This window comes from Psychromonas sp. MME1 (genome assembly GCF_041080865.1).
Lineage (GTDB): Bacteria > Pseudomonadota > Gammaproteobacteria > Enterobacterales > Psychromonadaceae > Psychromonas.
Genome location: NZ_CP160906.1, coordinates 2878715 through 2903335, shown reverse-complemented (window position 1 = coordinate 2903335; position 24621 = coordinate 2878715). Strand labels below are relative to the sequence as shown.

General features: G+C 37.2%; 19 protein-coding genes. 11 read left to right on the top strand and 8 right to left on the bottom strand.

The window, feature by feature from the left end:
- The first annotated feature begins 67 nt into the window (after positions 1-67).
- The 3 genes from AB2N10_RS13385 to cls are packed head-to-tail and all read left to right on the top strand — an operon-like array spanning position 68 to position 4274.
- Positions 68-2761, top strand: a complete 2694-nt coding sequence (locus tag AB2N10_RS13385; RefSeq protein WP_354622867.1) for an EAL domain-containing protein — start codon at positions 68-70, stop codon at positions 2759-2761.
- Between the two features lie 36 nt (positions 2762-2797).
- On the top strand, positions 2798-3055 hold the full coding sequence (locus tag AB2N10_RS13380) for a PLDc N-terminal domain-containing protein (RefSeq protein ID WP_369433956.1): 258 nt from the start codon (positions 2798-2800) through the stop codon (positions 3053-3055).
- Positions 3039-4274 carry a cardiolipin synthase gene (gene cls / locus AB2N10_RS13375; protein ID WP_369434678.1) on the top strand — a complete coding sequence of 412 codons (1236 nt, stop codon included), beginning with the start codon at positions 3039-3041 and terminating at the stop codon, positions 4272-4274. Before AB2N10_RS13380 ends, cls begins: the two co-directional genes overlap by 17 nt.
- Positions 4275-4301: 27 nt before the next feature.
- Here the strand turns inward: cls and AB2N10_RS13370 are convergent, their stop codons facing one another.
- The gene (locus AB2N10_RS13370) at positions 4302-4898 is read right to left on the bottom strand and encodes a LysE/ArgO family amino acid transporter (RefSeq protein WP_354622865.1); all 597 of its coding nucleotides are present in this window, start codon (positions 4896-4898) and stop codon (positions 4302-4304) included.
- 149 nt (positions 4899-5047) lie between these two features.
- Positions 5048-7693: a bifunctional acetaldehyde-CoA/alcohol dehydrogenase gene (adhE, locus tag AB2N10_RS13365; protein WP_354622864.1), complete on the bottom strand. Its 2646-nt coding sequence runs from the start codon at positions 7691-7693 to the stop codon at positions 5048-5050.
- A gap of 414 nt (positions 7694-8107) precedes the next feature.
- Here adhE and AB2N10_RS13360 point away from each other — a divergent pair, with 414 nt between their 5' ends.
- The 6 genes from AB2N10_RS13360 to AB2N10_RS13335 all read left to right on the top strand — a co-directional run bounded on the left by AB2N10_RS13360 (position 8108) and on the right by AB2N10_RS13335 (position 14327).
- Entirely contained in the window at positions 8108-9163 is a 1056-nt protein-coding gene (locus tag AB2N10_RS13360; protein ID WP_354622863.1) for an AI-2E family transporter, read from the top strand.
- A gap of 2 nt (positions 9164-9165) precedes the next feature.
- On the top strand, positions 9166-10080 hold the full coding sequence (locus AB2N10_RS13355; protein ID WP_354622862.1) for a class I SAM-dependent methyltransferase: 915 nt from the start codon (positions 9166-9168) through the stop codon (positions 10078-10080).
- Between the two features lie 99 nt (positions 10081-10179).
- The gene (locus AB2N10_RS13350; protein ID WP_354622861.1) at positions 10180-10545 is read left to right on the top strand and encodes a hypothetical protein; all 366 of its coding nucleotides are present in this window, start codon (positions 10180-10182) and stop codon (positions 10543-10545) included.
- A 7-nt stretch (positions 10546-10552) separates the two neighbouring features.
- Positions 10553-12151: an EAL domain-containing protein gene (locus AB2N10_RS13345; protein ID WP_369433955.1), complete on the top strand. Its 1599-nt coding sequence runs from the start codon at positions 10553-10555 to the stop codon at positions 12149-12151.
- Positions 12120-12326, top strand: a complete 207-nt coding sequence (locus AB2N10_RS13340; RefSeq protein WP_369433954.1) for a response regulator transcription factor — start codon at positions 12120-12122, stop codon at positions 12324-12326. The genes AB2N10_RS13345 and AB2N10_RS13340 overlap by 32 nt, the downstream gene beginning before the upstream one ends.
- 429 nt (positions 12327-12755) lie before the next feature.
- Positions 12756-14327: a sugar porter family MFS transporter gene (locus tag AB2N10_RS13335; RefSeq protein ID WP_354622857.1), complete on the top strand. Its 1572-nt coding sequence runs from the start codon at positions 12756-12758 to the stop codon at positions 14325-14327.
- Positions 14328-14571: 244 nt separating this feature from the next.
- Here the strand turns inward: AB2N10_RS13335 and pta are convergent, their stop codons facing one another.
- Both pta and AB2N10_RS13325 read right to left on the bottom strand, forming a co-directional pair.
- Positions 14572-16749, bottom strand: coding sequence for a phosphate acetyltransferase (gene pta, locus AB2N10_RS13330; RefSeq protein WP_354622856.1), 2178 nt, complete (start codon positions 16747-16749; stop codon positions 14572-14574).
- Positions 16750-16813: 64 nt separating this feature from the next.
- Complete coding sequence (locus AB2N10_RS13325) at positions 16814-18013, bottom strand: acetate kinase (RefSeq protein ID WP_354622855.1); 1200 nt, start codon at positions 18011-18013, stop codon at positions 16814-16816.
- A 271-nt stretch (positions 18014-18284) separates the two neighbouring features.
- Between AB2N10_RS13325 and yfbV the strand changes: the two genes are divergently transcribed.
- Positions 18285-18728, top strand: a complete 444-nt coding sequence (gene yfbV / locus AB2N10_RS13320; RefSeq protein WP_354622854.1) for a terminus macrodomain insulation protein YfbV — start codon at positions 18285-18287, stop codon at positions 18726-18728.
- 7 nt (positions 18729-18735) lie between these two features.
- On the opposite strand, the gene rlmA is transcribed toward yfbV, so the two are convergent.
- From rlmA to focA, 4 genes are all read right to left on the bottom strand, one after another.
- Positions 18736-19554 (bottom strand): 23S rRNA (guanine(745)-N(1))-methyltransferase, encoded by an 819-nt coding sequence (gene rlmA, locus AB2N10_RS13315; RefSeq protein ID WP_354622853.1) that lies wholly within the window; start codon positions 19552-19554, stop codon positions 18736-18738.
- A 47-nt stretch (positions 19555-19601) separates the two neighbouring features.
- Positions 19602-20342 (bottom strand): pyruvate formate lyase 1-activating protein, encoded by a 741-nt coding sequence (pflA, locus tag AB2N10_RS13310; protein WP_354622852.1) that lies wholly within the window; start codon positions 20340-20342, stop codon positions 19602-19604.
- Between the two features lie 158 nt (positions 20343-20500).
- A complete protein-coding gene (gene pflB, locus AB2N10_RS13305; RefSeq protein ID WP_354622850.1) occupies positions 20501-22786 on the bottom strand; it encodes a formate C-acetyltransferase in 2286 nt (761 codons plus the stop codon).
- Positions 22787-22818: 32 nt separating this feature from the next.
- Entirely contained in the window at positions 22819-23679 is an 861-nt protein-coding gene (gene focA / locus AB2N10_RS13300; RefSeq protein ID WP_354622849.1) for a formate transporter FocA, read from the bottom strand.
- A gap of 418 nt (positions 23680-24097) precedes the next feature.
- Here focA and AB2N10_RS13295 point away from each other — a divergent pair, with 418 nt between their 5' ends.
- Positions 24098-24592, top strand: coding sequence for a hypothetical protein (locus AB2N10_RS13295; RefSeq protein ID WP_354622848.1), 495 nt, complete (start codon positions 24098-24100; stop codon positions 24590-24592).
- The last annotated feature ends 29 nt before the right edge of the window (positions 24593-24621 follow it).

The following is a 24621-nucleotide window of genomic DNA, read 5'->3' as shown; positions in this document are numbered from 1 at the left end:
TTGTCTCATGTTATTCTTCTTGATTGATTTTACTCGGTAGTTTTAACTATTGAAATGGAAAATAATTGTGTCTGATAATGTGAAAATGGTGCTCTATGTTGGGCATAATATCGAACTAGCTAAAACAATGTTTAGCCTCAGTAATAGTGGCTTTTTGGATATTGACCATTTAACTAATGTCGCGGATATCTATAGCACACTCTCCTCAAATATTTACACTCACTTTATTTGTGAATTAAATATAGATAATAAGTTGCGTCTCCATATAGCGGATTCTTTTCCTCGATTAAATTGTATTTACCTAAATAGAATAGATAGCGCTAGCCATGGTGTAACTTTACCCTTCATAGATAGGGTATTAACAGATGAAATAAAAATCACCTTAGACGCATTAACTATTCCTATATATTTAAAAAGCAGGGAAGGAGATTATTTAGCTTGCAATCAATCTTATGCCAACCTGTTGGGGCTTACAGCAAAACAGGTCATTGGTAAAAAAGCAGGCGATATTCTTCCTAAAAATTTACTGCATCATGTTGAAGAAATAGATAAAAAAATATTTACAGAAAGAGGTGTACATTTTTACGAATATACATTTGATGATACTTCCGGTAAGCCGCTTAATGTCTGTTTTCGTAAAGAGGTTGTTGGTGATGGAGAAGTACAAATAGGCATCGTTTTTGATATTTCTGACAATATTAAAACTAAGAAATTATTAGAGCAAGAACAGATTATGCTGCGCGCAAGCGCCGATTCATCCAATGACTTAATATTCTTTAAAGATTTACAAAGTCGCTTTTTAGGCTGCAATAAACAATTTGAGAAATTTGTTGGGGCTTCAGAGGAAGCTATCATTGGAAAAACCGATGAGCAACTTTTTGCTATCGAGCAGGCTTTAATGTGTGTTAAACAAGATCGCCATGTTATGTCTACTAAAGAGATTTACCATGGCGAAGAGTATCTTACTTATAATGATGGAGTGCGCCACTTCATCGCCATGAAAAAAGAACCGTTACTTGATAAATTCGGTCATGTTCAAGGGTTAATTGGTATTGGTCGAGATATAACTGCGCATCATCTATTGGAAAAACAACTAAAAATTGCAAATGTAGTATTTGAAAATAGTAATGATAGTATTTTTGTAACAGATGCGAATGGAATAATATTATCTGCCAATCAAAGTTCCATGCGTATTTCTGGATACGCTAGAAATGAATTACTATCGCAGCATATTCACCTGCTCTCGTCTCATTTACACAATAAAACGTTTTATGCCGAAATAGCGCAAGCCTTAAAAACGCAAAGGTGTTGGTTGGGCGATATTACTTACCAAACCAAAAATGGAAATATTTATTATGCATGGCTTGAGGTTCATGTAGTAAGGCATGAGCAAGAAAACATGGTAAACCATGTCTACTCCTTTACTGATTTAACTCAAAACAAATCTGCAGAAGAAAAAATTAAGTACTTATCTAAACATGATCCTCTCACGGGGTTACTGAACCGTATTGCTTTATTTAGGCGCATTGAGGATGTTATTGCTCGTGCTAACTATAATGAATCCGCGGTTGCAGTTATGCTTATTAAGATAACTAGCGTTAAGATAATTAATGAACAGTATGGTCATAATGAAGGAGATTCTATTTTAAAAGAGAGTGCCAAACGGTTAAAGCTTTGCGTGGGTGAAAAATACACTTTGGCACGATTATGGGGAGATGAATTGGTCGTTATTGTTGATGAGTTAGAGAATGAACAAGATGTTGCTTTCCTTGCCCATGAAATTGCTGAATGTTTTAAATCGCCATATCTAATTGATAATGTTGAGGTTAGTTTGTCTGCCATGATAGGGATTAGTATTTATCCTGATGATGGATATGATGCGGATGCACTTTTAATTAGTGCAGAAAAAGCGATGTTAAGAGGAAGAAAAGATAGAACCCATGCTTATCATTTCTATACAGAAACCCTAACGAAATATTCTAAGCAGCAACTCGACTTTGAAGGAGAATTACAACAGGGGTTACTTCTTGATCAGTTTGAACTCTATTACCAGCCACAATATGACCTTAATAAACGTCAGGTCGTTGCTTTAGAAAGTTTATTACGTTGGAATCACCCTAAACACGGCGTGTTGCTTCCTGAGCGTTTTTTAATGCTTGCTGAAGAACGGGGAATGTTAGTACCTATCGGCTTGAAAATGATAAGAACAGCTGCTGACCAGGCGGTTATTTGGCAAAAACAAAATATTAATTTTGGGCGTATCACTATTAACTTGTCACGAATTCAATTAGAGCAGATCTCTTTTATCTCTGATTTACAAGTTATTTTAAAGGAAAGCAAATGTACTAGTCGTTGCCTAGAATTTGAGATAAACGAAAAAATATTTAATAGTGACAACTATGTTGTGCATGAAAATTTAATTAATATTAGTAAGTTAGGTTTTGCACTAACGGTGGATAATTTCGGTGCTGATATTTCGCTAATACCACTCATTGAAAAGCTGCAGATTGAAAAATTAAAAATATCCAAGGATTACACAAAAACGATGCCCGGAGGAATCGTTGCAGAAGCGATGATTAAGTCTATTATGACACTATCTCATTGTCTTGGGATTGATTTGGTTAGTGAGGGGCTTGATGATGTGCAGCAAGCCTGTTTTTCATCTGAGCCATTAATCGATACAGTACAAGGTAACTTGCAAGTTAAACCTATGAAGGCAAATGAAGCAACATTCTATTTGCGCTGTAATAAACGTAAATAGTGTTTCTCAAATCTTATATTTTGAAGGCCGTACATAATGGATAATTTATCTTGGACTTTAAATTGGCAAGATAACAGCTTATATGTGGCGCTATATGCCTTTCTTTATTTTTCATTATTAATATTAACTACCTTGCGCATTATTCTCAAACGCAGAGCCAGTGGGATCACTTTGGCCTGGTTGTTTTTAATCTTCGTATTACCATTATTTGGCATGATTAGTTATTTTATTTTAGGTGAGTTACACCTAGGTAAAAAAAGAGGAACGTCGTCAGCAAATTGGTACACAGTTTAAAGATTGGCTACGTAATGAACCCACCAGTAATAGGCAAAGCTTAAACGATGCCTCATACCTAGCCAGATCAATGCAAGCTTTTGTTGAATCCTATACTGGCATGCCTATGTTAAAGGGTAATAATCATATTCTGTTGCCTACAACGAAAAAAATCTTGATTGAAATAACTGAAGAAATAAACAGGTCACAGTCAACCTGCTATCTTCTTTTTTATTTATGTAAAGAGGGCGGATTAATTGATCCGCTCTTAGAGGCTTTAATGAATGCAGCTCAGCGAGGGGTTAAGTGTAAGTTATTGCTTGATTCGGTAGGTAGCCATGATTTTTTTAATAGTAAAATGCCGAAAAAATTACGTAAAGCTGGCGTCGAAGTGGTTGAAGCCTTACCGGTTGGTTGGTTTCGTTTGCTATTTCAACGACAGGATTTAAGGATGCACCGTAAACTTGTTTGTATTGATGATCATGTTGCATATACAGGCAGTATGAACTTAGTCGATCCCGTTTTTTTTAAAACGAAGCAAGGTTTTGGTGAGTGGGTTGATATCATGGTACGTTGTGAAGGTCCTATCGTACAATTAATGCAAGGGCTTTTTGTTTGGGACTGGTTCTTAGAAACGGATAACAAAATCCCTTTACCCTTGTCTGAAAAGGGGCGATTTCCCTCAGTAGGTAAACAAAAATCACAACTCATTCCATCGGGCCCTGAATTTGGCGAGGCGAGTATCCATCAGGTTTTTCTGACCGCTATCTATGAGGCTAAGCACAGCCTTGTTCTTACTACGCCATATTTTGTCCCCGATGAAAGCTTATTAGCGGCTTTGCAGGTCGCTGCGTTACGTGGTGTTGATGTTAAAATTATTATTCCAGCTAAAAATGACTCATTTATGGTGAAGTATGCTTCTCGTGCTTTTTTTGATGAATTGTTAACTGCAGGAGCACAAGTTTATAAGTTTTATGGTGGCTTGCTGCATACGAAAAGTATTGTTATCGATGAAAAAATAGCTTTATTAGGGACTGTTAACTTAGACAGGCGTAGTTTTTGGCTTAATTTTGAAATGACAATGTTAATCGATGATGGGGATTTTTCTAGTGAGTTGTTAACGTTACAAAAGCAATATCTGTTGGCTTCGAAGCAAATCTCATTATTAGAGTGGAAAAAGCGTAGTTACTTTAAAAAATTATTAGAAGGCACACTGTATCTTTTTAGTCCTTTATTATAAAACTAACGTTTAGCTAAAATAGCTCTTTTAAAAAAGTAAATTGAAGGCAATCGTTAACATAATAATGCCGACAACTGTTTCTAATATCTTCCATGAGCTTGCTTTAGAAAAGAATGGCGTTAGTACTCTAGCTCCATAACCTAAACTAAAAAAGAATACAAAAGAGGCTGAAATAGCACCTGCTGCAAAATAGGATTTATGCCCTTCATATTGGCTAGATATAGTACCTAATAAAAAAACCGTATCTAAGTAAACATGAGGGTTTAACCAAGTAAAGGCTAAGCATGTAAGGCATGTTTTCCATGGCGAACTTTGTATCTCTGCTGCTGCTTGTAAGGTATGTTCTTTTGTCCATGCAGAAAATAAACTTTGTACCCCATAAACAGCTAAAAAAGCAAAGCCAGCGTAACGTGCAATACTCTCCAATAACGGTAGCTGATTAATCATGTTGCTTAATCCAAATATCCCCAAATAAATTAGTATTGCATCCGAAAAAGCACAAATCAAACAGACCCAAAAAACATGTTTTTTTTGCAATCCCTGCTTTAATACGAAGGCGTTTTGTGCACCAATTGCCAATATCAAGGATAAGCCTAACAATAAACCAGACCAAAAAGCTTCCATACTCCCCCCCCCTTTATAGGATCTGTTATTAAGTGCTGTCGTGTTGTTTGTTTGAAAAATGAGAAAATAATAGTGAAAATCTAATTTTACGGTAAAAAAAAGCCTGCTATTAAGCAGGCTTTATTCGATATTAAGTTAAGAAATAAAGATTATTTAGCTTTCTTTTCTTCTTTAACTTCAACTTCTGGAGCGTCAACCACGTCTACATAAGCACGACCGTAGTAAGAAGCAATTAACACTTCTTTTAGCTCAGAAACTAATGGGTAACGTGGATTTGCACCAGTACATTGGTCATCAAATGCATGTAGTGCTAATTCGTCAACTTTTGCTAAGAAGTCAGCTTCATTAACGCCAGCTGCTTGAATTGAAAGTGGAATATCAAGAGCCACTTTTAACTCTTCTAACCAGTTTAATAGCGCATTAAGTTTATCTTCAGTGTTACCTTTAGTGAAACCTAAATGTGCAGCAACTTCAGCATAACGAGCGCGTGCTTTAGGACGGTCGTATTGAGAGAATGCAGTTTGTTTAGTTGGGTTATTAGTTGCATTGTAACGAACTGTGTTTGCAATTAATAATGCGTTTGCTAAACCGTGTGGAATATGGAATTCAGCACCTAGTTTATGCGCCATTGAGTGACATACACCCAAGAATGCATTAGCAAAAGACATACCTGCGATTGTTGCTGCATTGTGAACTTTTTCACGAGCAATCGGATCTTTTTTACCGTTAGCGTAAGAGCTTGGTAGGTATTCTTTAAGTAATTTAAGAGCTTGTAACGCATGACCGTCAGAATATTCATTTGCTAATACAGAAACATAAGCTTCCATTGCGTGAGTCACTGCATCGTAACCACCAAATGCACATAGTGATTTAGGCATATCCATTACAAGGTTAGCATCAACAACCGCCATGTTTGGAGTTAATTCGTAATCTGCTAATGGGTATTTTTGACCAGTAGCGTCATCAGTTACAACCGCAAACGGTGTTACTTCAGAACCTGTACCAGATGTTGTAGTGATACATACTAGTTCAGCTTTTGCACCCATTTTAGGGAATTTGTAAATACGTTTACGGATATCCATAAAGCGCATAGATAGATCTTCAAAATCTGTTTCTGGGTGTTCATACATAACCCACATGATTTTTGCAGCATCCATCGGTGAACCACCACCAACAGCTAAAATAACATCTGGTTGGTAGCTAGCACATGCAGCAGCACCTGCTTTAACAACACTTAATGTTGGATCCGCTTCTACTTCGTGGAATACTTCAACTTCCATGCCTTTATCTTTTAAGATAGCACGTAGGTCATCAATATAACCATTGTTGAATAGGAAACGGTCTGTCACGATTAGAGCACGTTTTTTGCCTTCAAGGTCTGTCATTGCAACAGGTAGACAGCCACGACGGAAGTAGATTGATTTTGGTAGTTTATGCCACAACATATTTTCAGCTCTCAATGCAACAGTTTTCTTATTGATAAGGTGTTTTGGACCTACGTTTTCAGAAATCGCGTTACCGCCCCATGAACCACAACCTAATGTTAGAGATGGTGCTAGTTCGAAGTTGTAAAGGTCACCGATACCACCGTGTGAAGATGGAGTATTGATAAGAATACGCGCGGTTTTCATTTTATCGCCAAAGTAAGCAATACGATCTTTGTTTGCATCTTGGTCTGTATAAAGTACTGAAGTATGACCAACACCACCTATATCTAACACGATACCAGCTTGACGCACTGCATCTTCGTAGTTTTTCGCTTTGAATAGACCTAAAGTTGGAGAAAGTTTTTCATGTGCAAACTCGTCATCCCATGAAGCTTCAAGACCTTCACCAATTAAGATTTTAGTTGATGTTGGTACTTTAACGCCTGCTAGTGCAGCAATTTTGTATGCTGGTTGACCAACAATTTTTGCGTTTAACGCACCATCGATCATTAGTACTTTACGTACTTTGTCTGCGTCTGCGTTGCTTAGTACAGCTGCGCCATATTTCATGAAGCGCGCTTTAACTGCATCGTAAACAGATTCAACAACGATTGCCGCTTGCTCAGAAGCACAGATTACACCGTTATCGAAAGTTTTAGACATTAAGATTGAAGAAACAGCACGTTTAATATCTGCAGTTTCATCGATTACTACTGGTGTGTTACCAGCACCAACACCGATAGCTGGCTTACCTGAAGAGTATGCAGCTTTAACCATACCTGGACCACCAGTCGCTAGGATAAGGTTGATGTCGTCATGTTTCATTAGCTTGTTAGAAAGATCAACAGATGGTACATCGATCCAACCAATAATATCTTTTGGAGCACCCGCTTTAATCGCTGCATCTAATACTAATTTAGCTGCATAGTTAGTTGCATTTTTAGCGCGTGGGTGTGGAGAAAAGATACAGCCATTACGTGTTTTTAAACAGATAAGCGCTTTAAAAATTGCTGTAGAAGTTGGGTTTGTTGTTGGTACGATAGCACAAACGATACCTACAGGTTCTGCGATTGTTATCGTGCCGCCTTCTTCATTGCGAGCAATAACACCACAAGTCAATTCGTCTTTATATTTGTTGTAGATAAATTCTGAAGCAAAGTGGTTTTTAATTACTTTATCTTCCATTATACCCATGCCAGACTCTTCTGCTGCCATTTTTGCTAGTTCGATGCGAGCTGTAGAAGCCGCCAAAGAAGCTGCGCGGAATATTTTATCTACTTGCTCTTGTGAAAAAGTTGCATATTCTTGTTGTGCCGCTTTTACACGAGCAACCATAGCATCTAATTCAGCAACGTTACTTACCGTCATATATTTCTCCAAAGGTTTATAAATTTAAAAGTGTTTTAATAAAACGCGTTTTGCAATGACCAACTAATATTAGTAAAAAACTTTGATATTGATTATAAAAATAAGTATTTATTCTGTATTGATTGAGATCATATGTAAGTAACTTACAAAAAAGAAAGATAAATAACGATTCTTTTTTTTGGTAATACAATAGCATAGAAAAAATTGCGATATCATTATCAAAATTTAGTAGATATTCGCCTGCTTTTTTTTTTACATTGTGCGTATTGTAATTTTATTACAGTATGGAGGCAAATTTTTTTAACATAAAAAAGTGATTTTACTTAATAATTAGCTTTGTTCTATACGAAACTCTTTGCAGATTAACATGAGCAGTAATAAGCTTAAAAATTGTTATACAAATGAGAGTTATTTATGCCCAATATTTCCGCACTTACTCGTAGCCTTTTGTTTTTTTCAACTTTTGTTATCTCTTTAGCTGGAATAAAAGTAGCGGCTCCGATTGTCGTGCCATTCTTACTATCGTTATTTGTGGCCATTATTTGTAATCCAGCCGTCACCTTTTTAACCAATAAAAAAATTCCACATGGTATTGCGATTAGTTTAATTATTTTGGCGATCTTTTTTTCATTTATATTATTGGGTGGCATTGTCGGCGCTTCTGTTAATGAGTTTCGTCAAGCAATTCCTCAATATGAAGCGCAATTGTCAGGAGAGCTTACTTGGTTAATTAATTGGATGGGAAAATACAATATTTCCTTGTCGATGAGTGAGGTGCGCAATTATTTTGATCCGGCTAAAGTCATGACGCTGGTGACCACAACGCTAAGTGGTTTCAGTAGTGTGCTAGGAAATGCATTCTTATTGTTGCTGACTGTGATATTTATGCTTACAGAGGGAAAAAGCTTTACAACAAAGCTGCACATTGCCTTTGATGACTCTGCCCTTACAACGAGACGTTTGGATCATTTTATCGATATGGTTAATCAATACATGGCCATAAAGACGGTCATTAGTCTGTTAACAGGGGCAATTATAGGTTTTTCATTATGGCTGCTAGGGGTTGATTTTTTTGTTTTATGGGCGGTTCTTGCTTTTTTACTTAATTACATTCCTAACATCGGCTCTATTATCGCCGCAGTCCCTGCTGTAATATTAACCTTTTTACAACTTGGTTTTGGTTCAGCCGCGATTGTCATTGGATTGTTTGTCAGTGTTAATATGATTATGGGGAACATTGTTGAGCCAAAATTTATGGGGCGAAGCTTAGGTTTATCCACACTCGTGGTTTTTTTATCATTAATTTTCTGGGGGTGGTTATTAGGCATGGTGGGAATGTTACTCTCTGTTCCATTAACCATGATTTTAAAAATAGCTTTGTTGAATAGTAGTGAGGGAAGGTGGTTTGCCATCTTGTTAAGCTCCGATGAAGAAGTCAAAGCGTTACAAGTGAATAAAGAAGATAGTTAACTATGAACATATTAAACCATATTAATTGGTGCAAAGTGGCTGAGTTGCCAGAATCAGAACTGCAGCGTTTGTTGCATGGGCGTGGTTTTCGTTTTCCAGATTATACCCATGTTAATATCGACTGGTTATCGCCTGTTGTTTTAATTATTTTATATAAAGAGGTTGAGACGAGCTGGATAGATGAACTTAGTCAACAATTATTAGTTAAAATGACGGAACTGGGGTTTGTGGTTAAAAGTATTCAAGTACAGTATCGCTGTCGGGATTTTGCACCAACAGAGGTGCTTTATGGAGAAGCTCTGACCGATTTTATTGCTACCGAAGATAGTCTTAAATATAAAATAAATTTAGGTAGCAAACAAAATTACGGTATTTTTTTAGATATGAAAAATGGTCGTCAGTGGGTGCAAGCTAACAGTCGCAATAAACGCGTATTAAACCTATTTTCTTATACCTGTGCTTTTTCTAATGTCGCGATCGCTGGTGGCGCGCAAGAGGTCGTTAATTTAGATATGAGCAAAGCAGCATTAGCGGTGGGGCGTGATAATCATCGCTTGAATGGCCATGATTTAAGTCGTGTAAAATATTTAGGGCATGATTTGTTTAAATCATGGGGAAAGGTGAGGCGTTATGGGCCGTTTGATTTGATTATTGTTGATCCACCTTCATTACAAAAAGGTAGTGTTAACATTAAAAATGATTATCCTAAAATCATTCGTCGTTTACCAGAGTTATTAAGTGAAGGCGGGAAAGCGTTGTTATGTTTAAATTCTCCTGACTTAGGTGTCAATTTTTTATTAGAAATTATTGAAGCTGAGCTTCCCAATGCGAAAATCATCACTAAAATAGCGCCACCTTCAGAGTTTACCAATATCAATGAAGATCATGGTTTAAAAACGATTTTAATCGTTTTGTAACATGCCGACTTGGCCTTGTTGTTAATACCGGTAGCGTATCCCTCGTTTTATTGTTCAATGTAACGATGCTCGTAGAGAAAAAGTAAGAATGGTTAGTTAATGCAAAATAATAGAGCTGCAAACGGATCTGGTAGTGATGCCGTTGGTAAGTCGCAATCTTGGATAGAAAACATTCCTAGTAGTAATCGAATCTATTTATTAAACATACTTATTGTTGAATTTAATTCTAATATTCAATCATTAAATGCAAATGATGAAAATGATGCAAATGTTGGCCGTATCACCCACCGTATAAAAGGTGCAGCTTTAATGTTGCAACTCAATGATATTCTAGCGGTAGTTGATGAAATTGGAAAATATCTAAATGCGCCAGACAAACTATCCATGCTGATAAAATTTTTGCAGCAAGAGCTTCAATTAGCTATTAAGCAAGCAGAGCGTTGGTTAATGATGAACGGATTATAATAACGGGATGAATATACTTATTGTACAAGGCGATCATCGTTTTTCAATGTCGCTTAAGTTGATGCTGAATGAGTGTGTCACTGATGTTATGGATAATGTGTTACAAGCATTTGATTGTCATAGCGCGCTGTCATTATGCAAAAAACAGCGTTTTGATTATATTTTTTCTGATATCGAGTTGCCAGGTGGCGATATTGTTTATCTATTAAGTCAACTGGCTGATAACCATCGCCTGCCCCATGTCGTTATTGTCAGTGATTGTGCGAGTAATATTGTGAAATTAACTCAAACTACTGCAGATGCATTACATTTTCCTTCTGTTTCTCGTTTAAAAAAATCATTAGTCTCTGGCGATATTAAGCAGATATTCGCGGCGAGAGTTAACCATTGTGGCGCCATCAATCATAGGGTGATAAGCGAACATTACTTTACTGAAACTGAGATATTTGCAGCCATTGAAAATGGTGAAATTTTTAATTATTACCAATCTCAAGTCGACTTTAAAAGCAATGCTATCATTGGTGTTGAGGCCTTTGCTCGGTGGGAGCACCCTTTTTTAGGTGTGCTTGATGCCGAACAATTTTTACCACTCATTCATGCAAAAGAGACTTATAACGTCTTATTTAAAGCTGTGTTAATTAAGTCAATTCGAGCGATAAAAGGTATTGAGCCGCAAATTAAATTGTCAGTTAATCTTAACCAAAAAGATTTACAGTGGGTCGATATTTACCAAGAAGTTAAAAAAATTTGTTGCGATGAGGGGTTTAATTACCAAAACCTCACTCTCGAGTTAGTTGAAACAGATATTTATGAAGTTGATATTAATGCATTCGTGAATATTGCTCGGTTAAAATTGCTAGGTATTTCATTGGCCATTAAAGATTTTGGTGTTGGCTCTTCATCTTTACAAAAAATAACTCAAATTCCTTTTGATATTTTAAAAATAAGTAAAGTTTTTAGTCATGATATTAAGCATAACTATCAACACGCAGCCATTGTTAAATTGGCTATTAATGCAGCAAAAGCGTTAGGGATGATATCGATTGTTGAGGGGGTTGAAGATGAAGAGTCGTGGAATTATATCCGCAATATGGGCGCCGTAGCATGCCAAGGCTATTATACGGGTAGACCGATGCCTATTAATCAATTAAAAGAAACAATTAGTGCATCATCGATAATTTCTGATTCGAATTTAATTGATTGTTTGATCATCGATGATCAGCCTATAGTCGGTGCATCATTAAAATTTAATCTTAGCCAAGATCCACGCTTTTCGACGGTAAATTACGTTTTAGAATCAAGAATGGCACTGGATTACGTAAGAGACAATGCTTGTAATCTTGTCATTGCTGATATTAATCTAAACAATGAAGATGGATTTGACTTAGTTACCTTATTAAGAAGTAAAGGTTTTTGTGGTAACGTGATAATGATGTCCGGTATAAAAAATCCAATATACCAGCAGCTTGCAAGTGGTATTGGGGCAGCCGGGTTTATTGATAAAAGTATGGATTTAAATGCACTTGTCGAGCGTGTTTTTTATTTAAGTGGACAAGCGGCTATCGGCGTAGACCATGAAAAAAAAAAGATCCTCTGCATTCGATAGCCTATCAAAACGAGAACTTGAAGTTTTAAATGCGTTAATGAGCGGTTTAAATAACAAGATGGTCGCTAATAAACTTAATATTGATCAAAAAACGGTCAGCACATATAAATATAGAATATTTAAAAAATTGCAGATAAACAGCATGATGGAACTCTCCTCCTTGCGTATAAATTGAATAGTGTTAATTAATCATTCCTTGCTCAACAAACATATGGGGTAATGGGCCATCTATAGTCTACTCTTGCTTTTTTAACTCTTAATTTACATCAAATTAATTAAGGTTCATTTAAATTGATGGAGGAAAGCGCTCAATTAGATAATTAAGGTGATGTCTATCGTGCTCTCCTGTGAAACTTGCTACGAGAAACGAAGATATTTTTACCAGTAAAATAGAATTTCAATTGCTATAACTCCATTTACTTTTCATCTCTCTCCCTATTAATCAATCTCAATTTATTTTCCATTGTTTCTAACTTTTATCCTTTAATGATTATTTTTTGCTAACCAATTTTTACTGAAGATCAACCAATTACGATCTATCTCACTAAATTGGTTGTCCAAAAGTGTTTAAATAACATTTGATATCACCCCTTGAGGATAAAAAATGAATATAAAAACATATAACGCTTATAAGTATGCGTTAATCGTTGCAATTGGAGGTTTTGTCTTTGGCTTGGATGCCGCTATTATTTCTGGTACGGTGCGTTACATCGCCGCTGAGTTTTCTCTTAGTAATATTGAAATTGGTGTTGTTGTGAGTGCACCTAGCCTTGGTGCGGTTATAGCTTTACTTTTTGCTGGTAAAGCAGCAGATGCTTTAGGGCGAAAGAAAACACTCATTATTGTTGCTATATTGTATTTATTTTCCGCTCTAATATCGGCTTTGGCGACAAGCTTCATGATGCTAGTGAGTGCTAGATTTATTGGAGGATTAGCCTTTAGTTCTTTATCCTTGGCATCTATGTATATTGGTGAAATAGCGCCCGCTAAACAGCGAGGCAGATTAGTTTCGGCTAACCAATTCAATATTGTAATAGGTTTGTTAGCCGCATATTTTATTAACTATTACTTAGTCATACATGTGAACGAAAGTTCACTGTTATTTTCTTCGAGTAATATCTGGCGTACCATGCTCGCTTCAGAGCTTATTCCTGCTGTAGCTTGGGTTTTACTATTAATTAGAGTACCTGAATCTCCACGCTGGCTATCAATGAAAGGTAAACATGAAGAAGCACTAGTCGTGCTCAATAAAATATTACCTGAACAGCAGGCCGCTCAAGTACAATCTGAAATCCAGCAGAACCTAAATGAACACAAAGAAACAGAAAACATTACCCAGCAATTAAAATTACTATTTTCTTCACCAATGAAAACGGTATTTGCCATCGGTTTTATTATGGCGGTAGTGCAGGGTGTAACTGGCATGAATGCTATTTTGTTTTATGCCCCAACAGTATTTGAACAAATTGGCTTTGGTGTTAATGCATCATTTCAGCAAGCGATCTACATTGGCGTAACTAGCGTTGTATTTACTGTGCTCGCCATATTTTTTATCGATAAAGTGGGGCGTAAACCATTGTTGATATTAGGTCTATCGGTTGTTGTAATAAGCCATGCAACCTGTTGGTACGGCTTTAATAATGCTACCTATAGTGTTAACGAACAAACCATTGAAAAACTTGAAAATGTGATTGATACCGCTCCACTTACTGCGCAACTAGGTAAGCACTTCGATACAGATGTTAGTTTTAAAGCAATGTTAGCGAATAATTATGATGCTAATGCTTTGCGTTTAAATGAAGGGCATATTATTGAAGCATCTATCAATGTTAACCCTATTTTGGTACTTATTGGTATTCTGGCTTTTATAGCGGCGTTTCATATATCAATTGGTCCTATTATGTGGGTTTTATTCTCAGAGATATTTCCTAACTCGGTACGAAGTGTGGCGATCCCTCTTTTCGCGTTGGTTACGAGTATTGCTAGCTATTTGATTCAGCAATTTTTCCCATGGCAGCTTGCTACTTTTGGTGCAGCTAATACTTTCTTAATTTATTCAATGTTTGGGTTAATAGGGCTAATACTCTTATGGCCACTGTTGCCCGAAACCAAGAATAAAAGTCTTGAAGAAATAGAACATGCTTTGGTTGGGCAAGATAAAAAACTTAAAGTCTAGATTGGAAAATAAGGGGGATAACCAAAACAGCGTTAATATTTGTGATGCATAGAGATTGTTTCGATTCAACAAGGCTATCTCTAAATCACCTTTATAATTTACATCCTAAATTTATCAATTGCAGTAATTGCTTATTCTAATTGCAAAAATCAATAACAAGAGTGAAACGTAGTTTCACTTCAATAAAAAAGCCGCTCATTTATGTAGTAACATGAATGAGCGGCTTTTTTATTTATAAAGTTTTCTATTTTTTAACAGGCTTTTCTTGTAACCCATTTTTTTCTTGAGCTTGTGTCGCTTGGATAGCGGTTAATGCAATAGTATAAACAATATCGTCGACTAATGCGCCACGCGACAGATCGTTTACTGGCTTGCGCATCCCCTGTAGCATTGGACCAATACTGATTAAGTCTGCGCTTCGCTGTACAGCTTTGTATGTTGTATTACCCGTATTTAAGTCAGGGAATATAAATACAGTTGCTTGTCCTGCCACCTTAGAGTTCGGTGCTTTGCTTTTCGCTACATTTTCCATGACCGCTGCATCGTATTGTAGTGGGCCATCAATAAGTAGGTCTGGGCGACGTTGTTGTGCAATTTTTGTTGCTTCACGTACTTTGTCAACATCGCTACCTGCCCCAGAGGTGCCTGTTGAGTAGCTTATCATTGCAACTTTAGGGTCAATACCAAAAGCAATGGCAGAATCGGCAGATTGAATGGCAATATCAGCAAGTTGTTCAGCGGTAGGATCTGGGTTAATAGCACAATCACCATAAACCAATACTTGGTCTGGTAGTAACATAAAGAAGATAGAAGAAACGATGCTTGCACCTGGCGCTGTTTTTATTAGCTGTAGTGGTGGGCGAATGGTGTTGGCAGTCGTGTGAATCGCACCAGAAACCAAGCCTGCTACTTCATTCTCAGCTAACATCATAGTGCCAAGGACAACAGTATCTTGCAATTGTTCACGTGCAACCACTTCTGTCAAGCCTTTAGATTTACGTAGTTCGACCATTGGTGCGATATAACGTTCAATTACATGAACAGGATTGATGATTTCTACTTCATCGGTTAAAACGATACCTTGCTGTGTTGCTACGCGCTGAATCTCTTCTGGATCACCTAATAAAACAGGTTTTGCAATACCGCGTTGAGCACAGATAAGCGCCGCTTGAATTGTACGAGGTTCTTCACCTTCAGGTAATACGATGCGTTGGTTTGCTCGACGAGCAAGCTCCGTTAAGTGGTAACGGAAGGCTGGTGGTGATAAACGACGTGCCAATGATGAATCTTTTGTTAGTGTATTGAGCCAGTGCTTATCGATATGGCTAGCGATATATTCTTGTACTTTTTCAATACGTTCCATATCATCAATGGGAATTTCCATATTAAAGTTTTGAAGGCGTTGCGCGGTTTGCCATGTATTACTTTTTATTAATAATATAGGTAAGCCAGATAGCATTGCTTGCTTACAGAGTTTAAGCACCTCTTCTTCTGGATGATAATCTCCCGTCAACAATAAACAACCAATTTTCATGCCGTTCATTACAGCTAAACAAGCAGCAATGATCACATCGCTTCGGTCGCCCGAGGTCACTAGCATTGAACCTGCTTTGAAATGCTCAACCATATTGGGAATAGAACGTGCACAAAAGATAACATTGTGCAAACGGCGATTTTCAATATCACCTTTGTTGAGTACTTTTGCTTCAAGGTGTGTGGCAAGATCTTTTACTCGTGGTGCGATAAGTTCAGCACTCCAAGGAATGCAGCCCAGAATAGGCAATGGACTTTTGCTGAACATTTGTAGAACTTCTAGGTTGTTATTAGCAACACTATCAGGAATATCAAACATTTCAGTTAGATCGGGGCGCATTTTTTCATTTTCATCAACGGGAGCACCAACTTTATTAATGATACACCCAGCGATACGCTTATTTTTTTTGCCGCCAAAAGAGGATATTGCAATTTCCATGCGTTCTTTAAGTTGTTGCGATGTGTCATTACTCGGGTGAGTTACAAAGACCATATCAGCACTTAATGCTTTGGCAATGCTATAGTTTATTTCATTAGCGAATTGATGTTTATCCGTAGGTACTAACCCTTCTACGATAGTAACGTCACTCTCTTTTGTGCCTTGGCGAAAACGTTCAACGATATTTTCTAACAATTCAGATGTTCGCCCTGATGAAATCAAGTTTTCAGCATATTTAATGGCAAAAGGCTCTGGAGGGTTGATTGATGAACCATTGCGTAATGTTGCAGTCGAACGTTCTGGTCCACTGTCTCCAGGTCGAGGCTGAGCAATAGGTTTATAAAAATTAACGGCAACGCCTTGGCGCTCCATAGCGCGAACCATTCCAAGACTTACAGATGTGACACCAACACCTGAGCCAATGGGAATGAGCATTATTGTACGAGACATGATAAATCCTTAGTCGATAAGTTAATTATTAAGCAGGGGCGGCCCTGTTTATTATTAAAAATAGTTAAATAGAGACAAGTCTAGCTGAATCTTGTGCAATCACCCACTCTTCATTGGTTGGGATAACTAGCACAAGAGGAGAGCCTTCTTGTGTAATAATTCCTTGTTTGCCTAAGATTGTTTCTTTATTTTTTTCAGTATCAATTTGGTAACCGAAAATAGCAAGTTGTTCTAGCACTTTTGTACGTACGATTGATGCATTTTCACCAATGCCACCGGTGAATATAATAGCATCAATACGACCTAACGGGACTGCAAATGAAGCAATGTATTTTGCTAATCGGTAACAAAACATCTCTAAGGCTAGAATGGCGCCAGAGTGGCCTTCTTCACTGTGCTCTGTTATATCTCTAAAATCGCTTGATAAACCTGAAATACCTAATAAGCCACTCTGTTTTTGAAGCATATCCATAACACCAGTTAAGCTATATCCTTCGCGGGTGACTAAATGTTCAATAATGCTTGGATCAATATCACCACAGCGCGTCCCCATTACTAATCCTTCAAGGGGTGTCATTCCCATGCTTGTGTCTACACTTTTACCATTTTTGATTGCGGTAACTGACGCGCCATTACCTAAATGAGCTGAAATTACGTTAAGTTCGTTAATTGGTTTGTTAAGTAGTTTTGCGGCTTCTTGGCTGACAAATAAATGGCTTGTACCATGCATCCCATAACGACGGATACCTTTTTCTTTATAGAGGTTATAAGGTAGGGCATACATAAAGGCTTTATTAGGCATTGTTTGGTGAAAAGCGGTGTCAAAAACAGCCACCTGTGGAAGCGTTGGAAAAGCACGCTGTGCTGCTTTGATACCTAAAATATGCGCAGGATTATGTAATGGAGCAAGAGAGGCACATTTTTCGATACCTTCAAGAACACAATCATCAATGATCACTGATTGGGTAAACTTCTCTCCACCATGAACGATTCGGTGTCCAATGGCGACAAATTTTTCTGCGAGTCCCGCTTCTTTGTTAATGATTTCTTCAACAATATAAGATATTGCTGCTGAATGAGCGCTATTTGCTGACAGACTAGCGGCTTCTTTTTTACCATCAATTTTCCATTTGATGCGTGCATCTGGGAGATAAAAGCATTCTGCAATGCCGCTGATGATTTCATCACCATTTCCGGCATTTATTACAGCAAATTTAAGGGATGAACTACCGCAGTTAAGAACAAGTACAAGTTTATTAATCATGAAAATTTCCAGTAAATGTAATGTAAAAATCAAAGGTCAGCAATTAATTGCTATGCTGAAAACGTTAACAATGCATTAACCACCGTAAAACTAAGCTGAAACGAGGTGATTTATCTCACATAATGTATAGTGCAGTCTACGCTCATACAAATAATAAAAAAACCGCAATTTACTTATAAATTAACATAAATCAATTTTTGTATTACAATAGGTTAAATGTATTGGTGTGGCTTTTACTGGTATTTTTTCATGAACCGGGAGAATTTTTGAATTGTTTTTTGATATAGTTAGACAAGGCGATAATTATTTACAAAATTGGCCAAAACAAAGGGTGCTTAATTGTTTATTCATTGACAGTAAAGTAGCTTATTATACTCGACTATCTATGGCAATTATGCCCGCTTTTCTGGTATTAGCTCTATTGTTAGCTGTTATCTACCCTAACTTTTTTAATTGGCCAATGTTGATGACTTATCTTTTCTTCATTTTAGGGTTGCCGATACAAGGTTTATATTGGTTAGGCAAACGGTCACAACTATTCTTACCACCACAGTTGCTTTCGTGGTATGCCGAGATCCAGAGTAAATTACAGGGGCGTAGACATACCGAGAGTACTTCTGGGCATCAGCCACGTTATATGGATTTAGCTTTACTATTAAGTAAAGCATTTAAGTTGGGTGGGGATAATTTTTTGCAGCAGAATGAACTAATTTAACCTCAAATTATATTTTTTGATAAATTTCAATATTAAAATCGCACTCTATTTGCCACTGTTTTTCAGCTAAGAGAGCTGCCATGCTTTTATCATTAAATTTCCATGCAAAGGGCGTCATATTAATTAAATTCTGCAAGGTATCGGGTTGTTCAATTGACAAAAGATAATGGATATTGATCTGTTCTATTTTGTTAAACCCTAATGGCGATTTGTTCTCTTGAGGATGACTGTTGACCTGTTCATATATTTTTTCTCTAAGTTGAAATAAATGACGTGGTGCAGGGGTGACTGTTATTAAATAGCCAAGTGGTTTAATTATGCGTAATAATTCACTTTCCAGTGAAGGTGCATAGATACGGAACAGGGCATCTATACTATTATCGGGTAATGGCACATCATAGGCACTCGCCACGCAAAAATTAATTCCCTTATAACGTTTCGCTGCATAACGAATTGCTATTTTAGAAATATCCAAGGCATTAATCACATGTGTGCTAGGCATCGTTTTTTGTAATATATTTGTGTAATAGCCTTCACCGCAACCAAGGTCAAGCAATTGCGCCTGTTCTCGACCCTGTAAATAATGTTGGGCTAATAAAGCGACTTTTTCGGCTAGGGGGAGGTAGCTATCTGTATTTAAGAAAGCTCGCCGAGCAGACATCATCTCTTTATTATCACCCGGATTTTTAGATTTTTTGGCATTGATTGGGAGTAGGTTAATATACCCCTCTTTAGCCATGTCAAAATGATGGTTGTTAATGCAAACTTGACCGTGATGCTTTTGCTGTAATGGTGTTTGGCAAAGGGGGCAAATAAAATTACTCATAAAGGGCTCAAAAACAAATGAAAGGCGATTAAGCCTTTCATTTTTTATTAATAAATAACAGAGGGGTGATACTGTAAAAGAATGCTTTTAATTTCTTCCATCGTCTCTTTAGATGGTGGGTGAACGCCATCAAGAGGATAAATTTCACCCATTGCAGTCCATTTATGCTTACCCAATTCATGGTAAGGAAGTAGTTCTATTTTCTCTATATTTTTCATCGGCTGAATAAATTTACCGAGTTGGTGTGCATCTTCAACACAATCAGTGATGCCGGGGACAATAACATAGCGTAAATAAACCGCTTGATTATTATCACTAAGATATTGTGCAAACTCTAGCGTGTATTTATTACTCACATGAGTTAAATCAATATGCTTTTTATTATCCATTTGCTTAATATCGAGTAGAACTAGATCTGCGACATTGAGAACACTTTTTGTTGTCTCATCGATACGACGAACAAAACCATTGGTGTCTAAACAGGTATGTATTCCTTCTAAACGGCAAGCTTCAAACATAGCGCGGACAAATTCGGGCTGTAGCATTGCTTCCCCGCCAGAAATAGTTATGCCTCCGCCCGATGCGTTCATAAAATGGCGATATTGTAATAATTCAGCCATTAGCTCATCAACGGTCATCTCTTTGCCACCCTCGAGATCCCAAGTATCGCGATTATGACAATATTTACAGCGCATTAAACAGCCCTGTAAAAATATAATAAAGCGTATTCCTGGCCCATCAACAGTGCCACAGGTTTCAATAGAATGAACTCGTCCAATTACCGACATTAATAATAACCCCTTAAAAGCTAATTATTTTTTATCTCTTACCAAGAAATAAAAAATAATTAGCTATTCGCAGATAAAAAGAGAGGTTTCATCCGTGAAGATGAAACCTCTGTAATTATAACAGGCAAACATAAAAGTTTACCTTAATAATTTTATTTTTATAGCGTAGCTGTGAATGTACGGCTGATTACATCGTTTTGTTGCTCTTTAGTTAAAGAGTTAAAACGTACAGCGTAGCCAGATACACGGATAGTCAACTGAGGGTATTTATCAGGATTTTCCATAGCATCTAATAACATTTCACGGTTCATAACGTTTACGTTTAAGTGTTGACCACCCTCAATGTTAGGAGTGTGCTTAAAGTAACCGTCCATTAGACCTGCTAAGTTAGCTTTTTGTGAATCGTCTGTTTTACCCAAAGCGTTTGGTACGATAGAGAAGGTATATGAGATACCATCTTGAGCGTAGGCAAACGGTAGTTTAGATACAGATGTTAATGATGCAACAGCACCTTTTTCATCACGACCATGCATAGGGTTTGCACCTGGAGCAAAAGGCATTCCAGCGCGACGACCATCAGGTGTATTACCTGTTTTCTTACCGTATACAACGTTAGATGTAATAGTAAGAATTGATTGTGTTGCACGTGCATTGCGGTACATAGGGCGTGATTTGATTTTTTTCATGAAGCTTTCAACAAGCTCACAAGCGATATCATCAACACGTGGGTCGTTATTACCAAATTTAGGGTAATCACCTTCAATTTCGAAATCGATAGCAACACCATCTTCATCACGAATCGGTTTAACGGTTGCATATTTAATTGCAGCTAAAGAATCCGCAGCAATTGAAAGTCCCGCAATACCACATGCCATTGTACGAGAAACATCGCGGTCATGAAGCGCCATTAGCGCTGCTTCATAGCTGTATTTATCGTGCATGTAATGGATACAGTTTAACGCAGTGACATATTGCTCTGCTAACCAATCCATGAAGTGATCTAAGTTAGAATAAACTTCGTCATAGTTAAGAACTTCACCTGTGATAGCAGGTAGTGTTTTTGGCCCAACTTGTGCTTTAGATTTCTCATCTACGCCGCCATTGATTGCGTATAGCAATGTTTTAGCAAGGTTGGCACGAGCACCAAAGAATTGCATCTGTTTACCAACAATCATTGGTGACACACAACATGCGATAGCGTAATCATCGTTACCAAAGTCAGTACGCATTAAGTCATCATTTTCGTACTGGATAGAAGAAGTATCGATAGATACTTTTGCACAGTATTTTTTGAAGTTTGTAGGTAAGCTTTCAGACCATAAAACAGTGATGTTAGGCTCTGGAGATGGGCCCATTGTGTATTGCGTGTGTAAGAAACGGAAACAGTTTTTAGTAACTAGTGTACGACCGTCAACACCCATACCACCGATAGACTCAGTTGCCCAGATAGGGTCACCAGAGAATAGATCATCATATTCTGGTGTGCGAAGGAAGCGAACCATACGTAGCTTCATTACTAAGTGGTCAATAAGCTCTTGTGCGCCTTCTTCAGTTAATTTACCAGCTTGTAAATCTTTTTCGATGAAGATATCTAAGAATGTTGCAGTACGACCAAATGACATCGCTGCACCATTCTGAGATTTGATTGCCGCTAGGTAACCAAAATAAGTCCACTGAATAGCTTCTTTTGCGTTTGTTGCTGGGCCTGATATATCAGAGCCATATTTAGCAGCCATTTCTTTCATTTGAGCTAGAGCACGGTATTGCTCGAAGATCTCTTCACGCAATTTCATGGTGTCTTCTAATGACGTACCTGCCACTAATTCTGCTTCTAGGCTCTTATGCTGTTTCGCTTTTTCAGCCATTAAGAAATCGATACCGTATAGAGCAACACGACGGTAATCACCAATGATACGACCACGGCCATACGCATCTGGTAAACCTGTTAATACACCTGATTTACGACATTTAAGAATGTCACCTGTGTAAACATCGAATACACCTTGGTTGTGTGTTTTGCGGTATTCAGAATAAGTTTTACGAATACCTGCATCTAATTCTTTACCGTAAACTTTACAAGAACCATCGATCATACGAATACCACCATTAGGGATAATCGCACGTTTCAATGGTTTTTCAGTTTGTAGGCCTACAATCGTTTCTAGGTCTTTGTTGATATAACCTGCATCGTGTGCAGTGATAGTCGAAACAACATCTGTATCGAAATCAACTGGTGCGTGAGTCGCATTTTCTAGCTTGATGCCTTCCATTACTTTTTCCCAAAGCACATTAGTTGCTTCGGTTGCACCCGCTAAAAAGCTTTCATCACCATCAAATGGCGTATAGTTTTGTTGGATAAAGTCACGAACATTAACTTCGGTTTTCCATGTATCACCAGCAAAGCCATCCCAGGCAGATGTAAAGTCTTCGTTTAATTTAGTCATAACGATTTACCTTGTAGTTAGAAATTAAAAAATTATTTGATTTTTTTGACTGGACGAAGATAGATCATCCAATGCATCAAGCCAACGATCACACCGCCACCAACAATGTTACCTATGGTGACAGGAATTAAATTGTGTATTACAAATTTAGCAATTGTAAGGTCTGCAAACTCACTGGCATCGCGACCGATAGAAAGCCAAAATTCAGGTGGAGCATAATGTTGAATAAGAATCCCCATTGGCACCATAAACATGTTGGCAATACAGTGCTCAAACCCCGAGGATACAAACATAGCAACTGGCAGTAAAACTGCAAACATTTTATCTGTTACCGAACGTGCGCCAAAAGCCATCCAAATAGCGAGGCATACCATCACATTACATAATATGCCGAGTGAAATTGCCTCAACATATGAATGATGTAATTTATGTTCTGCAATGGTTAATACGTTTAATCCCCACTGTCCGTGGTCCGCATTATAGAGTCCAGAAAAAAAGATAAGGAACACAAGAAAAGTGGCACCAACGAAGTTACCGAAGTAAACGTTAGCCCAATTTTTAAGCATTTGTGCAGTTGTAATTCTGTGGCTCGCTTTTGCTATCAGGGTAAGGGTACTGCTCGTGAAAAGTTCACCGCCGACAACAACGACTAATAATAGCCCAAGGCTAAATGCTAAACCACCAATTAGGTTTCTAATGCCCCATGGAAGACTTTCTGTTCCAGTTGTTACTGTAACATAAAAAACAAACGCTAAGCCAATAAACATACCGGCTGTAACGGCGAGATAAAATGCAGATAAAAAAGCTTTTGTCGCTTTGGTATAGGCTATATTATCAGCCTTTTCCGTTATTTGATGAGGAAGTAACTCATCAATTTTATTCTCTGCCCACATATATAAGTTTTTTCCCGACTTACTTTAATTTTTTGAGTTTAACAAATGGACTATAGAACAAAATTGATCTAAATCAATGTTTAATGTGATCTGTAATTTAATTACATAAAATGGAGGTGAAATCCTTTTTTGGGCTATTTTTAATCTATTATCATTATATTAAACATGGTTTTTCGTTATTTATTTTCTAAAAACGATGATTGTTTCATTTGTATTAGGTGTTGTTACAGGGAGGAATGGCTTATATGGATTGTCTTGTGGCCGCTATGCTATGTCGTTTTTCTTTTTCACTTTTTTAGTTCTACACTCAGAGTATAACTTTCTTTTATTTACAATAAATTACCTCAAAATATAAGTTTGTTTTGTTTACAATGGATTATACTTATTTTAACAACATTATTAAAATATGGAGTCAATTATGAATGTACAAGTAATGATGACTATCAACGGGTCTAATTACGTTGATTTAGTAAAAGTCTTATCGGAAAAAACACACGCTTTAAATGGTAAATGGCTAAATAGTAAAATAAGTCATATTGATGACTATTTTGCTGGATTGATCAAGGTTGAAATTGATACTGATAATGTAGAAAAATTGGCAGAACATTTTAGATCGCTTGGTATTACAGCCACCGCGACAGTGTTAAGTCCTGAAATTCATGAGCCTGCAAAGCATGTTAAATTAACTATTGATGCCAATGATCGCTATGGTTTGGTTCATGATATTTCTAAAACGTTAAGTGACTATGGTGTTAAAGTTGAGCACATGGAGTGTCATCGATTAGGCTTATTAAGTGGTGTTTTATTTACCAGCCAATTCGCAATTGTGATACCAGATGAATTAGATAAAGCGCAGCTTGTTGGGGCTTTGCAAAATATTGCAAGCGATTTGAAAATTGACATCAACGAGTAATAGCAATTTATTTTATTAAATAATTTGGA